This window comes from Plantactinospora solaniradicis, from assembly GCF_042658085.1.
GTDB lineage: Bacteria > Actinomycetota > Actinomycetes > Mycobacteriales > Micromonosporaceae > Plantactinospora > Plantactinospora solaniradicis.
In genome coordinates this window covers 309,799-324,372 of the sequence record NZ_JBHSPR010000060.1, presented here as the reverse complement: position 1 = coordinate 324,372, position 14,574 = coordinate 309,799, and the positions used below count along the sequence as shown (strand labels likewise).

General features: G+C 71.2%; 14 protein-coding genes and 1 riboswitch. Of the genes, 4 read left to right on the top strand and 10 right to left on the bottom strand.

The window, feature by feature from the left end:
* Positions 1 to 102: 102 nt before the first annotated feature.
* The 3 genes from ACFP2T_RS41090 to ACFP2T_RS41080 form a co-directional block, all read right to left on the bottom strand.
* The gene (locus tag ACFP2T_RS41090; RefSeq protein ID WP_377432154.1) at positions 103 to 1,017 is read right to left on the bottom strand and encodes a cation diffusion facilitator family transporter; all 915 of its coding nucleotides are present in this window, start codon (positions 1,015 to 1,017) and stop codon (positions 103 to 105) included.
* A 167-nt stretch (positions 1,018 to 1,184) separates the two neighbouring features.
* Positions 1,185 to 2,201 carry a coiled-coil domain-containing protein gene (locus tag ACFP2T_RS41085; RefSeq protein WP_377432152.1) on the bottom strand — a complete coding sequence of 339 codons (1,017 nt, stop codon included), beginning with the start codon at positions 2,199 to 2,201 and terminating at the stop codon, positions 1,185 to 1,187.
* A 3-nt stretch (positions 2,202 to 2,204) separates the two neighbouring features.
* Positions 2,205 to 2,336, bottom strand: a riboswitch (cyclic di-AMP (ydaO/yuaA leader).
* Positions 2,337 to 2,688: 352 nt separating this feature from the next.
* A complete protein-coding gene (locus ACFP2T_RS41080) occupies positions 2,689 to 3,714 on the bottom strand; it encodes an SDR family oxidoreductase (protein WP_377432150.1) in 1,026 nt (341 codons plus the stop codon).
* 216 nt (positions 3,715 to 3,930) lie between these two features.
* Here ACFP2T_RS41080 and ACFP2T_RS41075 point away from each other — a divergent pair, with 216 nt between their 5' ends.
* A complete protein-coding gene (locus tag ACFP2T_RS41075; protein WP_377432149.1) occupies positions 3,931 to 4,665 on the top strand; it encodes a polysaccharide deacetylase family protein in 735 nt (244 codons plus the stop codon).
* A gap of 18 nt (positions 4,666 to 4,683) precedes the next feature.
* Here the strand turns inward: ACFP2T_RS41075 and ACFP2T_RS41070 are convergent, their stop codons facing one another.
* Both ACFP2T_RS41070 and ACFP2T_RS41065 read right to left on the bottom strand, forming a co-directional pair.
* On the bottom strand, positions 4,684 to 5,835 hold the full coding sequence (locus ACFP2T_RS41070) for a glycosyltransferase family 2 protein (protein WP_377432148.1): 1,152 nt from the start codon (positions 5,833 to 5,835) through the stop codon (positions 4,684 to 4,686).
* Positions 5,836 to 5,969: 134 nt separating this feature from the next.
* Entirely contained in the window at positions 5,970 to 6,503 is a 534-nt protein-coding gene (locus ACFP2T_RS41065) for a hypothetical protein (RefSeq protein WP_377432147.1), read from the bottom strand.
* 104 nt (positions 6,504 to 6,607) lie between these two features.
* Between ACFP2T_RS41065 and ACFP2T_RS41060 the strand changes: the two genes are divergently transcribed.
* Together ACFP2T_RS41060 and ACFP2T_RS41055 are read left to right on the top strand one after the other, a co-directional pair.
* Positions 6,608 to 7,861 carry a GNAT family N-acetyltransferase gene (locus ACFP2T_RS41060; protein ID WP_377432145.1) on the top strand — a complete coding sequence of 418 codons (1,254 nt, stop codon included), beginning with the start codon at positions 6,608 to 6,610 and terminating at the stop codon, positions 7,859 to 7,861.
* Between the two features lie 38 nt (positions 7,862 to 7,899).
* On the top strand, positions 7,900 to 8,214 hold the full coding sequence (locus ACFP2T_RS41055; protein ID WP_377432144.1) for a hypothetical protein: 315 nt from the start codon (positions 7,900 to 7,902) through the stop codon (positions 8,212 to 8,214).
* 41 nt (positions 8,215 to 8,255) lie between these two features.
* Here the strand turns inward: ACFP2T_RS41055 and ACFP2T_RS41050 are convergent, their stop codons facing one another.
* From ACFP2T_RS41050 to ACFP2T_RS41040, 3 genes are all read right to left on the bottom strand, one after another.
* A complete protein-coding gene (locus tag ACFP2T_RS41050) occupies positions 8,256 to 8,732 on the bottom strand; it encodes a ribose-5-phosphate isomerase (RefSeq protein ID WP_377432142.1) in 477 nt (158 codons plus the stop codon).
* Between the two features lie 132 nt (positions 8,733 to 8,864).
* Complete coding sequence (locus ACFP2T_RS41045) at positions 8,865 to 10,094, bottom strand: DUF1015 family protein (RefSeq protein WP_377432141.1); 1,230 nt, start codon at positions 10,092 to 10,094, stop codon at positions 8,865 to 8,867.
* A gap of 146 nt (positions 10,095 to 10,240) precedes the next feature.
* The gene (locus ACFP2T_RS41040) at positions 10,241 to 10,867 is read right to left on the bottom strand and encodes a mycothiol-dependent nitroreductase Rv2466c family protein (protein WP_377432139.1); all 627 of its coding nucleotides are present in this window, start codon (positions 10,865 to 10,867) and stop codon (positions 10,241 to 10,243) included.
* Between the two features lie 215 nt (positions 10,868 to 11,082).
* On the opposite strand from ACFP2T_RS41040, the gene pepN reads away from it, so the two are divergent.
* Positions 11,083 to 13,632 (top strand): aminopeptidase N, encoded by a 2,550-nt coding sequence (gene pepN / locus ACFP2T_RS41035; protein WP_377432411.1) that lies wholly within the window; start codon positions 11,083 to 11,085, stop codon positions 13,630 to 13,632.
* A 65-nt stretch (positions 13,633 to 13,697) separates the two neighbouring features.
* On the opposite strand, the gene ACFP2T_RS41030 is transcribed toward pepN, so the two are convergent.
* Together ACFP2T_RS41030 and ctaJ are read right to left on the bottom strand one after the other, a co-directional pair.
* Positions 13,698 to 14,123 carry a DUF5130 family protein gene (locus ACFP2T_RS41030; protein ID WP_377432137.1) on the bottom strand — a complete coding sequence of 142 codons (426 nt, stop codon included), beginning with the start codon at positions 14,121 to 14,123 and terminating at the stop codon, positions 13,698 to 13,700.
* 4 nt (positions 14,124 to 14,127) lie between these two features.
* Positions 14,128 to 14,424, bottom strand: coding sequence for an aa3-type cytochrome oxidase subunit CtaJ (gene ctaJ, locus ACFP2T_RS41025; protein WP_465264294.1), 297 nt, complete (start codon positions 14,422 to 14,424; stop codon positions 14,128 to 14,130).
* Positions 14,425 to 14,574: the final 150 nt, after the last annotated feature.

The following is a 14,574-nucleotide window of genomic DNA, read 5'->3' as shown; positions in this document are numbered from 1 at the left end:
CCAAGTAGGTGCACGCTACAACCAGTTGACGGACCACGGGCGCCCAACTCGTCGGCGACGGCCGGACAACTCGATCAACCAGTCAGCCGCCGACGGCGCGGGTCACCACGAGCTTCCGTGACAGAGTCGTTCGGCGCTCGGCGGTTCGACCTGGAGGGTGGCGTGGTCGATGCCGAAGTCGTCGTGCAACTGTCGACGAGCCGCCGCCAGCACCGCCGCCACGTCGGCACCCTCGATCAGGTTCAGGTGTGCCGACGCCACGTCCATCCCGGACGTGAGCGTCCAGACGTGCAGGTCGTGCACCTCGGTCACCCCGTCGAGGCCGGCCAGCCGCTCCCGGACCAGGGCGACCTCGACGTGCGGCGGCGCGGCCTGCACCAGCACCCGGCCGGCGGCCAGCGCCAGCTTCCAGGTCCGGGGCAGGATGAGCAGGCCGACCACGACGGCGACGATCGGGTCCGCGTACCGCCATCCGGTCGTCGCGATGACCGATGCGGCGATGATGACGCCGACCGAACCGAGGAGGTCACCCAGCACCTCCAGGTAGGCACCGCGCAGGTTGAGGCTCTCCTTGGCCCCGCCGCGCAACAGCAGGAAGGCCACCACGTTCACGGCCAGGCCGCCGACGGCGACGACCAGCATCGGCCCGGCCGCCACCTCGGGCGGGTCGTCCAACCGGCGGACGGACTCCACCAGTACGAAAATCGCCATCCCGGAGAGCAGCACCGCGTTCGCCAGCGCGGCGAGCACCTCCAGGCGGTACAGCCCGAAGGTGCGCTGCGGATCGTCCGACGCCCGGCCGGCGGCGGTGATCGCCGCCAGCGCCATGCCGATGCCGAGGACGTCGGTGAACATGTGTCCGGCGTCCGAGAGCAGTGCGAGCGAGCCGGTCAGCCAGGCGGCGACGGCCTGCACCACCATGTAGAGGGCCAGCACTCCGAAGGCCAGCCAGAGCGGTCGACGGTGCCGCTCCCCCGCCCACGTCTGCGGACCTGCGTGCGCGTGTCCGGCACCCATCCCCTGATCCCCCGTTCCCCGGGGCCGGCCCCCGCCGTCCCGGAGACAACGTATGCGGACATCGCTATGTATGCAAGTTGAAAGTGGATGTCACAACGGAACCGCCCCGTCACCCGGAGTGGGTGGCGGGGCGGTTCCGTTCGTACGGGGTGTCGCGCGCGATTCCCTTACAGCATCGACATGTGCACGTGGTCGGTGTGGTCACTCGGACCGCTGTAGGACTTCCAGCCAGTGGCCGGGAACCAGATCTCCCTGTACCAGATCACGTACAGGATCCCCAGTCGATCGGCGTTGCGGACCAGGAAGGCGGTGAGGTCGTTGCCGTACTTCATCTGGTCGTCGTTCGCGGCCCGGCTGAAGCCGGAGCTCTTCAACGACCAGTCGCAGGCCCGACCCTTGGGATGCTCGAACGGACCACCGTCGCGGTGGCAACCGACGAACCTCTTGAAGCCCGCCCGCCGAACCTCGTTGTACGCGTGCAGGGTCCGGGGCGTGACGCATCCGTTGGTGGTCGGATCGTCCCTGGTGCACCCCTCCCCCGGGAAGCCGTCCGCCATGCCCGGCCCGGGCCGGGCGACCGGCGACTTGGCGTCCACGAGGCCCCGGTCGGGGCGCGACCTGCCGCCGACCAGCGCGAGCGCCTTCTCCGCCTCCTTCTGCTGCTTCTTGATGATCTGTTCCTGCGCGGCCTGCTTGGCAACCTCGGCGTCGACCGCCGCCTTGGTCTGGCTGACCTGCTCGCGCGCCTGGTTCAGGGCCCGGAGCTTCTGGTTGTTGAACAGGTTCAGCTCGTCCAGCGCGGCGGCCCGGTCGATGAACGAGTCGGACGAGGCGCTGTTCAGCAGCATCGACACGGCACTGAGCTTGCCGCTGCGGTACGACTCGGCGGCGATCTTGCTCGCCTCCGGAGCGAGCGCTTCCAACCTGTCCTCTGCCCGCTTGAGGTCTTCGGCGAGTTCCGCCTGCCGCTGCTTGGACTTCTTGACCGCGGCCTTGGCCTCCGCGTACCGCTTACCGGTGGTGGCGAGTACGTCACCGAGGATCGGCGAGTCGACGTCCTCCTTCGGACCCGCCGGCTTCGGTGCGGCCGGTGCCGCCGACGCCACCGACGGAACCACGATCAGTGCTCCGGCGGTGAGCAGTGCCAGGGCAGTCGCCAGCGATCGGCGTAGGGGTGCCCTCACATGTATCCCTTCCGTCGGCCGCCGACCGGGTTAGCTGACGGGTTCGGGATGGAAGTGGTCCCTACCGCTCGCGCGGATTCACCCCACGTGCATGGGTCCCCGGTTCGCCGGGTGGCGATTAGGCGGCGATCAGCGCCGGCACCACGTGGTGTCCGGCGGCTATGAACGGCAGACAGCATACCTGGTTTCACTTCCGGAATGGCAATACCCGATTGTCGGCAAATGTGTTGCCAGACAACGACTATCAGTAATCACGGCGCGTCGGATGCATCGAAGAACATCCTTTGGGTCGGGGTCATTAACAAGATGCTGTCGGCTATTTACCGGGCGCGTAGGCGAGGTGCCGCCGACCCACCTGGGAAATGTCCAGTTTGACTGGTCGACGATTGCCGGCCATCTGCGACAAACCCGCAGGTCAGAGTGGTTTCGAGGGACGGGTCGGGGCGGATACGGCGCCGCGGGTCGGCGACCGGGACGACGGAGTCGACTACCGTCGGCGGCGGACGGCGGTGCCGAGTACCACGCCGACGGTCGCGGCGGCGGCCAGCCCGGCGACGAGCAGACTCCGGTGCTGCGACAACCACAGTTGGGGACTGCGAGCCCGGGACCGTGGGTCGAACGAGCCGTGTGCTCCCGGGTCCGCCCCGCCGCCGTCGTCGACCGGGTGCCACAGGTTGCTCGGCCGGTGCGGATCGGCCGGCTGGTCGGTCTGCTGAGCCGAGTAACCCGAACGGGCCAGGTAGCGATCGAGCAGACCGGGTACGCACCGGTTGGCGAGGATGGTGCCCACGGTGGACGCCCCGACCCAGTACTCCCGGCGCCGTGGCCGGTCGGCCGCGTACACGATGGCCCGGGCGGCGACCTCCGGCTGATAGATCGGCGGCACCGGCCGGGCCCGGTTACGCAGCCGGGACAGCACCCAGTCGAACTGCGGAGTGTTCACCGCCGGCAGGTGCACCATGGTCACGCGTACCGGGCTGCGATCGTGCAGAAGTTCACAGCGCAGCGACTCGGTGAAGCCGACGATCGCGTGTTTCGCGCCACAATAAGCGGACTGTAGCGGAATCGATCGGTACGCCAGCGCGGATCCCACCTGCACGATGGTGCCGGACCCTCGGGGCACCATCCGACGAAGCGCGGCCCGGGTGCCGTACACGTAACCGAGATAGCAGACCTCCGTCACCCGGCGAAACTCCTCCGGGCCGATCTCCGGAAACGGCGCGAACACCGACGCGAAAGCGTCGTTCACCCAGAGGTCGATCGGTCCGAGTTCGCGCGTGACCCGGTCGGCCGCCTCCTCGACCTGGTGATAGTCCGCCACGTCGGTCTCGATCGGCAGCGCGACACCCCCGTTGGCTCGCACGTCCTCGGCGGCGGCACGCAGACCGATTCCTCCCCGGGCCAGCAGGGCCAGTCGCATTCCCCGTCGGGCCAGCAGACGTGCCGTGGCCCGGCCCACCCCCGCGCTCGCCCCGGTGATCACCGCCACCCCTGGCGCAGGTCGGGCACGCATCTGTCGTCTCCTCTGTCCATCCTGGCCACCCGGCCCCGGCCCGCACACCAGGCAGGCTCCGGGCCCGAGCCGGCCCGCCCGGCTACCCGGAATCCGGCGCGGCAAACGTCGGACGGTCCGGAGCGGGCCGCGCGGATCCGGAAACGAACTCCCAACCCTCCCACTCCACCCGTCCGGGTGAGGGTGAAGGCGGCTGTCGCGGGTACCCGGCCGGCGATGGTGAGGCGGGTGGAGGAACGGGTGCGGTCACGCGCGGTACCGGCGACAACGGTCGGTGCCGCGCTGGCCGCCCAGGTCGTGCCGGCCCTGACCGTGCTGCCCGGCGTACGGCTCCGGTTCTTTCCCCGGCTGAGCGGCCGGGGCGCCCCGGGCCACGTCGCGCTGACCTTCGACGACGGTCCCGACCCGACCTCGACCCCACTCTTCGTCGAAGCCCTGGCCGCACACCGGACCCGCGCGACGTTCTTCGTGCTCGGCTCCATGCTCGCTCGGGCACCGGAACTCGGCCTGGACCTGGCCGCCGCCGGCCACGAGGTGGCGGTACACGGCTGGGCACACCAGAACCTGCTCCTCCGCGGCCCACACGCGACCTACCGCGACCTGGCCCGGACCCGCGAGCTGATCGGGGCGGTGACCGGCCGGACGCCCCGGTTCTTCCGGCCACCGTACGGCGTGTTCAGCACCGCGTCGCTGATGGCCGCCCGCCGACTGGACCTGACGCCGGTGCTCTGGACCTGCTGGGGCCGGGACTGGACCCGTTCGGCGACCCGCTCGTCCGTGCTCGACACGCTGCGGACCGGTCTGGCCGGTGGCGGGACGGTGCTCCTGCACGACTCCGACTGCACCTCCGCGCCCGGAGCCTGGCGGGCCAGCCTCGCCGCCCTGCCGCACCTGCTGGAGGAGTGCCTGAGCCGGGGCTGGCGGGTCGGTCCGCTCGGCGAACACGGCTGACCGGTCCGGGGGGACCGGTCAGCCCACCCGGTCGGTCAACTCGCCGGGCGACGCCTCGGTCAACTCGCCGGGCGACGCCTCGGCACGGGTTCCGGGCACGGGTGCCGGGGACGGACCGGCACCGGCACCGGCACCGGCACGAACCGGCATGGTGGTCGGGTGTCGGATCCGGGCGACCATGCCGATGTGGGCCCGGCGGGCGACCCGGAGCGCGGCGAACAGTCCGTAGCCCCCGCGACCGACGAGCCGGTGCTTGAGCCCGAGCGCGCCGCCGGGCGGCCGGTATCCACCGGACGGCAGATGTGCGCGGTAGCGGGTGACGATCTCGGCGAAGAACTTCCGGCGCCGGCCCGGCGGCACCCGCCGGGGATGGCCGAGGACCTGTAGCAGGTGCCAGATCATCCGCTGGAAGATCAGGTGACGCAGTTCGGCCGGCACCGCCGGATCGGCCTCCAGCCGAGCCAGTACCCGGTCCCAGTGCCCGAACACCTCGAAGTGACGCTCGCTGACCGTCGAGGTGATCGCCCCGCCGGTCCGCTGCCGGTACGCGTAACAGCAGCGGTCCAGCAGGCTGATCCGCTCGGCGGCGAGCATCAACGGGAAGGTGAACGAGACGTCCTCGTACCAGCCGGAGCCGAAGGTCAGTCCCGACTCGGTCAGGAACTGTCGCCGGATCACCTTGTTGCAGGTGATGTGCAGCACCGACAGCAGCGCCGGGCGCTCCCGCAGCGTGAAGGTGTCCGGCACCGGCCGCCCGGCACCGACCTGGGACAACGAGTGGTGCCGGACCGCACCGTTCGGGTAGTGCCGGGTGTACGCGGTGACCAGCAGATCCGGCCCGGTCCGGGCCAGCCGGTCGGCCACCGCCGGCAGCGCCCCCTCGGGCAGCCAGTCGTCGCTGTCCACAAACCACACGTACCGTCCGGTCGCGTGGGCGAGCCCGGCGTTGCGGGCCGCACCCAGCCCCTGGTTGTGCTCCAGGGTCACCACCACGACCCGGGAGTCCCGCTCCGCGTACCGGGAGAGGATCCGGGCGGAGCCGTCGGTCGAGGCGTCGTCCACCGCGACCAGTTGGATGTCGTACATGGACTGGTTGAGGATCGAGTCCAGGCAGTCGGCCAGGTACTTCTCCACCTGGTAGACCGGAACTATCACGCTGAGCAGGGTCACCGTCGGCAACCTCCAGAGGAGGGGCGGAGACCGAATAGTAGCGTCGGGTAATCGAACGACAGGCGCGCAGTAACTATCGAGTGACCAAATTGTGATTTATCGCTTCGATCAACACCTGTCCCGGATCGTCGGACTCACAGCCCGGCGACCCAGTTCCACAGGTCCACGACCCACTCCGTCTGGCGCAGGTAGGCCACCCCGACACCGACCAGGAACACGGCGGTCACCAGGTGGGCACCCCGGGCCGTACGCCGGATCCGGCCGAGCTGCCGCTCCCAGAACACCCGCCCGACCAGCCGGGCCAGCGCGAAGAGACCGACCGCGACGAAGAGGGTCAGCACGAAGGTGACGACCGGACTGGTCAGGTCGCCACGTCCCGAGATGGCCCAGATCCCCCAGCAGACGAAGGCGAACAGGCCGCCGATCATGCTCCAGTGCATCCCGCGACGCAGCTGCCGCCAGTGGTAACCCGGGGGCAGCCGGTGCGGCTCCTCCTCCACCGCCGGCCACCCCGTGCCGGTCGGCTCGTGCGGCGTCACCGGCGGCGATCCGGCGCCCGGCCTGGGCGCGCCCACCGGTGCGACCCCACGCCGGAAGCCTTCCGGACGGAGACCCTCCGGCGGCATCTCGACGGTCCGCTCGGCCCACGGTTGCGTCTGGTCTGACATCTGGTCCTCCCCATCGGCTCGGGCGCGAACCCCGTCCCGCTTTCGAGGGTAGCCAGCCCGTAAACAGCTCGCGGAATCAGCACCCGGTGGACTAGACAGAGACGATGCTCGACACAGAGTCACCGATCGAGACCGCCACTCCCGCGGACCTGGACGCCATCGGCTCGCTGATGCGGACCCTCTTCCACAACGAACCGGACAGCACGCTGGCGGAGGTCCATGCCGGCATCGCCGAACCGGGACGGTCGCTGGTGGTCCGGTCCGGCGAGACCGTGGTGGCCCACGCGGGGGTGTACACGCGGGGACTGACCGTGCCCGGCGCCACGCTGCCGGCCGCGCACGTCACGGACGTGGGGGTGGCGCCCACCCATCGGCGCCGAGGGCTGCTGACCCGGCTGATGCGGCAGCAGTTGCGGGACGTCCGGGCCGCCGGGCGGGAGCCGATCGCGGTGCTCTGGGCCAGCGAGGGCCCGATCTACCCCCGGTTCGGCTACGGCCAGGCGACCCAGCAGTTGTCGCTGCACGTCGACACCGCCGCGCTGCGGCTGGTCGAGCCCGCCCCGGCGGACCCGTCCGACGGTGCGGGATCGGCCATCACGTTCCGGATGGGCGATCCACTCCACCTCCAGGCCGTGCTCGCCCCGCTCTACGAACGGGTCCGCGTCGGCCGCCCCGGCTGGTCCGACCGGACCGAGCCCTGGTGGCGGTACGTGCTGACCGACTACCCCTCCCGCCGGTTCGGACCCACGGGAGGGGTAGTGATCACCGACACGCCGGGCGGACCCACCGGGTACGCGCTCTGGCGCAGCCGCGCCGAGTGGGACGTCCGTGGGCCGCGCGGCCAGGTGATGGTCGACGAGGTGGTGACCGACGATCCCGCGGCGTACCAGGCGCTGTGGCGGTTCCTGCTCTCCATCGACCTGACCCGGAGCGTCAGCTTCCACCACGCCGCCATCGACGAGCCGTTGCAGTACCTGGTCGACGAGCCGCGTCAGCTCGGCGCCGGGTTGAACCACGGGCTCTGGGTCCGGATCGTCGACCTGCCGGCCGCCCTGGCCGCCCGGAGTTACGCCGCCGGGGTCGACGTGGTGCTCGACGTCACCGACCCGCTGCTGCCGGAGAACGCGGGCCGGTGGCGGCTGACCGCCGCGTCCGGCACCGCCCGGTGTACCCGCACCGACGCGCCGGCCGAGCTGGCGTGTGACGTACGCGATCTCGCCGCCGCCTACCTCGGCGGGCCCTCCCTCGGCACACTGGTCGCGGCCGGACGGGTCCGGGAGATCCGGCCCGGCGTGCTGCCCCGGGTCTCCGCCGCGTTCGGCTGGCACCGGGCGCCCAGCGGGCTGGGAGTGTTCTGAGCGGCGACCGCCGGGCCGCCGGGCGGTAGTGTCGGTTCATGGGTGATCCGGAGCGTCGACGGCGCCGACTGCGGCACGAACCCTCGAGCGGTGCCGGTGGACCGGCCGGCGAGGGACGCCGCGGTCCCGAGCCGGGTGCCGGCCCGGGACCGGTGAACGACGACCGGGACGCGGAACGCGGACTGCGCGGCCTGATCGGCTCGGGCGCCTCACAGGTGAACGTCTCCGCGGCGATGCGGGCCCGGGACGCGGCCCGGCCGACGGACGCCGACCTCGCCGAGGCGGCCGAGCGGCTGGTCCTGGTCCGCCGCAACTGGGTGCCCCGGGAGGACCTTCCGCGCAACGGGCGCTGACCGCCGCCCCGCCACCCGCGGCGGACGTCGGGTGTCCCCGGCTACGGGCTGGTCGGCAGCGCCGGCAGCACCCCTGCCCGCTCGTACTCGGCGACCTGGGCGATCCGGCGTGCGTGCCGCTCGTTGCCGGAGAACGGCGTGGTGAGGAACGCCTCCACGATCGCGGCCGCCTCGTCCAGGGTGTGCTGCCGGGCGCCCACCGCCACCACGTTCGCGTCGTTGTGCTGCCGGGCGAGCTGCGCGGTCTCCACGTTCCAGGCGAGCGCCGCCCGTACTCCGGTGACCTTGTTCGCGGCGATCTGCTCGCCGTTACCGGACCCGCCGATGACCACCCCGAGGCTGCCGGGGTCGGCCACCACGCGGGCGCCGCTGTGCAGGCAGAACACCGGGTAGTCATCGTCCGGGTCGAACAGGAAGGGCCCGACGTCCACCAGGTCGTAGCCCTGCTTGGCCAGGTGGTTGGCCAGATGCACCTTCAGTTCGTAACCGGCGTGGTCGGATCCCAGATAGACGCGCATACCGCGCAGTCTTCCAGCCCGCCGCGCCGCCCCGCCGGCAGGCGCGGCGGCAGCCGGACAGATCACAGCCCGGACCGCCGTGAAGCCAACCATCTGGGCCGCCCAGCGGCCGCTCGATCGCCCAGCGGCCGCTCAGCCGTCGCGGCCCAGCTCGGCCAGGACGAGGCCACCCCGGGCCTTCGGGGTGAACCAGGTGCTCTTCCGGGGCATCTTCTGCCGGGCCAGGTTGACCGCGACGAAGTCCCGCACCGTCACCGGGGCGATCAGGATCGCCAGCTCCGCCCGGCCCGCGTCGACCTCGCCGACCAGCCAGGCCGCCGGGTAATCGCCGCCGACGTAGGTGATCCGCTTGTCCCCGGGATCGAGACCGAGCGCCTCCCTGAGCAGGACCCGCTCGACGAGGGCGTGGTCCAGGTTGTCCACCCCGTCCCCGGTACCTGACGGCAGCGTGACCGCGTACGTCGTGCCGGCGGCGTACAGGACGATCGTTCCGCCGGAGTCGGGCACCGCCGCCGGGCCGGTCACCGGCTCGACCCGCGCGCCCGCGCCACGCAACCGGGCGATCAGCTCGTCCGGAGTGCTGGTCAGCTCGCTGACCAGCCGGTTGTACGGCTGGATCGCCACCGACGCGGGTGTGGTGATCACCGCGAGGAAACGGGGTAGCCCGCCGATCTGCGCGGCCAGGCTCCGATGGTTGCCGTCCGCGACGACCAGCTCTCCGGCGCCGGCCAACGCCAGCAGTTCGTCCTGGCGGCGGCCCGGCCCGACCAGCCAGATCGCGTGGGTCCGCCCCGCCTGGTCGGTGTCCGTCGCGGCGGGTGCCCCGGCCGCGTCGGTGGCCTCGGCGAGGGCCAGGTGCAGGGCCTCGGCCGGATCCCGGTCGCCGGCGGCCCGGTTGCCCGTCTGGAGCAGCAGCACGGGCGAGAGCAGGTGACCGGTCGCCTCGGCCAGCGCCACCCGCTCCCGCACCTTCGCGATGAAGACCTCTTCGTTCCGGATCACCAGGCCGGGCTCGTCGGCGCTGGTCGAGATCTGGTCGGTGTCGACCATGGCGAACAGGCCGTAGCCGGGCTCGTCGTCCGCCGCGGTTATCCGGTACAGCACCACCACCTGCTCGGCCGGGGTGTAGCTACCGTCGTCCCGGGCCTGTGCCAGCCGGGCGACGGCGTCGGTCAGCGACTCCGCGAAGGACCGCCCGACGCTCTCCGGCGCCCGGTGCGGCATCTCGATCGCGAGTGCGCTGTGCGGATTGGACCGGATGATCTCGGTGATCTCGGCGTCGTCGGCGAACTCGTCGTAGTTCTGCGCGCCGGTGCCGCCCGTGGTGATCCAGGCCCGGGTGATCGGATGCACGACCGTCATGTCCCGGAACGCTACCGGCGGCACCGGATCCCCTGTACGGACACCCCAACCCCGCCCACCTCGTGGGCATTCGCGGGAAGGGTTCGCGGTTAGGAAGGGGCCCTTCTTATACAGAAAGCGATAAGAAGGGGCCCTTCCTTACACCGTCACTCGAAGCTGGGCGCCTCGGTACGGCTGCGCTTCAGCTCGTAGAAGCCGGGGGTTCCGGCGACCAGGAGCACCCCGTCCCACAACCGACCCGCGGCCTCGCCCTTCGGTGCCGGAGTGATCACCGGGCCGAAGAACGCGACGGTCTCGCCCGGCACCGGACCCGGAGCGTGGATCACGGGCGTGCCCACGTCCTGACCGACCGGCTTCATCCCCGCGTTGTGGCTGGCCCGCAGCGCCTCGTCGTACTCGGTCGAGTCGGCGATCTCGGCCAGCGCCGGGTCCAGCCCGACGTCGGCCAGCGCCGCCCGGTAGAGCTCCTGGCCCCGTTCCTCCTTGCCGAGGTGGATCCGGGTACCGAGGGCGGTGTACAGGTCGCGTACCACCGCGGATCCGTGCTCCTGCTCCACCGCGATGCAGATCCGTACCGGCCCCCAGGCCTTCTTCAAACCCTCCCGGTACTGCTCCGGCATGTCCCGGCCCTCGTTGAGCACCGACAGACTCATCACCCGGAACCGGACGTCGACCGGTCGTACCTGCTCCACCTCAAGCAGCCAGCGAGAGGTGATCCAGGCCCACGGACAGGTCGGGTCGAAGAACATGTCAACGGCCGCGCGCTCGGACACGGCGACTCCCTTCGTCGTAGGGACGCCGGATTCGGCGACACCGTTACAGATCTTCACCCCAGTAGACCCGTATCGACAGCGGGATGAGACCGTGACCTGGAGCACCAGTACCACCGTCGCCGGCATGAAAGACTCGGCATGAGTCGTGGGGATGGCTCGATGCTGTCAATGGCGACAGCCAGCGGGAAGATCGGATGGAGATTCACGTGCCCGGAGTGCGCAACCTGACCCAGGTCGAAGCGACGGAGCGGGGGCGTCTGCTCGACGTCACCGGCTATGACATCCGCCTGGACCTGTCGTCCGCCGGACGAGCCGCGGACAACCGCACCTTCCGCTCGACGACCGAGGTCCGGTTCCGCTGCGCCGATCCCGGCGCCACCACCTTCATCGAACTGGCCGCCGACTCCGTCCGGGCCGCGACGCTGAACGGCGCCCCGGTCGACCTGTCGGACTGGTCCGCCGAGGCCGGGCTCACCCTCCCCGGCCTGGCCGCCGAGAACATCCTGGTCGTGGAGGCGGACTTCCTCTACTCGTCCAGCGGTCAGGGGCTGCACCGCAGCGTCGACCCGGTGGACGGCGAAACCTACCTCTACAGCCAGTTCGAGACCGCCGACGCCCAGCGCGTCTTCGCCTGCTTCGACCAGCCCGACCTGAAGAGCGCCTTCACCTGGCACGCGACCGTTCCGGCGCACTGGCGGGCGGTCTCCAACATGCCGGTACGCGACGAGGAGCCGGCCGGCGCCGACAGCAAGACAATCCACTTCGTCCCGTCGGCCGTGATGAGCACCTACGTCACGGCGATCTGCGCCGGGCCGTACCACGAGGTCCGCTACACCCACGACGGCATCGACCTCGGCTACTTCTGCCGGGCCAGCATGTCCCAGTACCTCGACTCGGCGGACCTGAACCTGGTCACCACCCAGGGCTTCGACTTCTTCCACGACCAGTTCGGCGTCCGCTACCCGCTGCCAAAGTACGACCAGGTGTGGGTGCCCGACTTCAACGCCGGCGCGATGGAGAACTTCGGCTGCGTCACGCACGCCGAGGCGCACTACCTGTTCCGCTCGCAGGAGACCGACTTCGAGTACGAGCAGCGGGCCAACACCATCCTGCACGAACTGGCGCACATGTGGTTCGGCGACCTGGTGACCATGCGCTGGTGGAACGACCTCTGGCTGAACGAGTCGTTCGCCGAGTGGGCCAGTCACTGGGCCAACACCAACGCCACCCGGTTCTCGGACGCCTGGACGACGTTCCTGTCGGTCCGGAAGAACTGGGGCTACCGCCAGGACCAGCTCTCCTCCACCCACCCGGTCTACTGCGAGATGCCCGATCTGGAGGCCGTCGAGGTCAACTTCGACGGCATCACGTACGCCAAGGGCGCCAGCGTGCTCAAGCAACTCGTCGCGTACGTCGGCGAGGGGCCGTTCCGCGAGGGCCTGCGCAGCTACTTCGGCAAGTACGCCTGGAGCAACGCCACCTTCGACGACCTGCTCACCGAGCTGGAGGCGGCCTCCGGCCGGGAACTGCGCAAGTTCGCCGCGGAGTGGCTGGAGACCGCCCAGGTCAACACGCTGCGGCCGGAGGTCTCGATCGGCCCCGACGGCACGTACCAGTCGGTCGTGGTGTTGCAGGAGGCGCCGAGCGAGCACCCGACGCTGCGTACCCACCGGATCGGGGTGGGCCTCTACGACCTGCGGGACGGCCGGCTGGTCCGGCGGGACCGGATCGAGGTCGACGTCGCCGGCGAGCGTACCGAACTGCCGCAGCTCACCGGCGTGACCGCACCGGACGTGCTGCTGCTCAACGACGACGACCTGACGTACGCCAAGCTCCGGCTGGACGACCGGTCGATGGCGGCGGTCGTCCAGCACATCGCCGCCTTCGAATCGTCGCTGCCCCGGGGCCTGTGCTGGGCCGCCGCCTGGGACATGGTCCGGGACGCCGAACTGTCGGCCCGGGACTACGTGGCGCTCGCGTTGACCGGCCTGCCCGCCGAGACCGACATCAACCTGGTCACCCAGACGCTCCGGCAGGCCGCCGCCACGCTCACCTCGTACGCGGCCCCGGACTGGGCGCCGACCGGCTGGGGCCAGCTCGCCGGCACCGCGTCGACCGCCCTGCGCGCGGCGGAGCCGGGCAGCGGGCTGCAACTGACCTGGGCGCGTACCTACGCCTCGGCGGCCCGCAGCGAGACGGAGCTGGCCGTACTCCGGGGCTGGCTGGACGGCGTCGAGGTGCCGGGCGGGCTGACCATCGACACCGAGCTGCGCTGGACGGTGCTCCGGGCCCTGGTCGCGAACGGGGCGGCCGGGCGGGCCGAGATCGACGCGGAGTTGTCGTCGGACCGGACGTCGAGTGGTGAGCGGGAGGCCGCCCTGGCGTACGCGCTGATCCCCACCGCCGAGAACAAGGCGCAGGTGTGGCGCACCCTGACCGGGGACGAGATCCTGCCGAACTGGCGACACCGGGCACTGTTGCAGGGCTTCCAGCACCCGGCGCAGGTCGAGCTGACCGCCCCGTACGTCGAGCCGTTCTTCGCCTCGGTCGGCCGGGTCTGGGCGAGCCGGGACAGTGAGCCGGCGCAGGAGTTCGTCATGCTGGCGTACCCGGCGTACCAGGTCGGCGAGGACACCGTCCGGGCCACCGACGGGTGGCTGGCCGAGTCGGGCCACCCGGCGTCGCTGCGCCGGCTGGTCGCCGAGGGTCGGGACGGGGTGCTCCGGGCGCTGCGGGCCCGGGCGAAGGATTCCGCCCCGGCCTGAGCACCGGCCCTGCCCGGGGCGCCGGCCGCGCCGCAGCCGATCGGCGGCCCGGCCCGGCCGGGCGGTTAGCCGGACCGGCCGGCGCGGGTCGCGAGCTGGTCCAGACCGCTGACGATTCCGCCGGTCAGGTCGCCACCGCCGAAGGCGGCCACCATCGAGAGCGCGGCCAGCTTGGCGTCCCGGTCGGGGATCCGCTTACGCGCCTCCGAGCCGGTCACCACCTCCAGCACCCGCTGGTTGGGCGAGAGCGCGATCATCACGGCGTGGGCGGGATCGGTCAGCTCGGCGTGCAGTCGCTGCGCGTGCTCCCGGACCGGTTCGGTCAGCGGCCCCACGTAGACCGTGAAGACCAGCCCGGTGGAGCCGTCGGCGATCCGCAGCGCCTCGTCGATGCGCAGCAGTTGACGGGTGGTGAAGGGACCGTCCAGCACGTTGGGCCGCCCGGCGGCGTCGGGTCCGGCCGAGGTCTCCGGCCGGTCGGTCGTCGCCATGCTCTTACCAGCGGTCACTTGCGCCCCCTGTCACGCCGGCGCGCGTCGGCGCGCTGATGGTCTCGATCTCGCCGCTGGTCAACGCGCGGGCCTCCGCGCCGGCCGGCAACGCGGTCCGCGCGGACTCGGTCAGGTGCTCGGGCGAGGAGAGGAACCAGACCGGCGTGAACTCGAACGGTCGCCCCGGCCGGTAACGCTTGGCGTTACGCCCACTCTTACCGGCCCGCGCCAGCACGCTGATCACCAGGATGGCGGCGACCGGGATGGCGACAAAGACCAGCAACGTCTCGGAAACAGACAACCTGAACGCCCCCAGACGAAAACGGGATCATCGTGCCCGGCCCGAGCGGCTGACGATCTTGTCAACCCGCCCGATCCAGTCGCCGTTCACGGTATCGGAAAGCGACGCCCGGCAGATCTCGGGGGGCCGATCCCAGCGGCGACGGGCAGC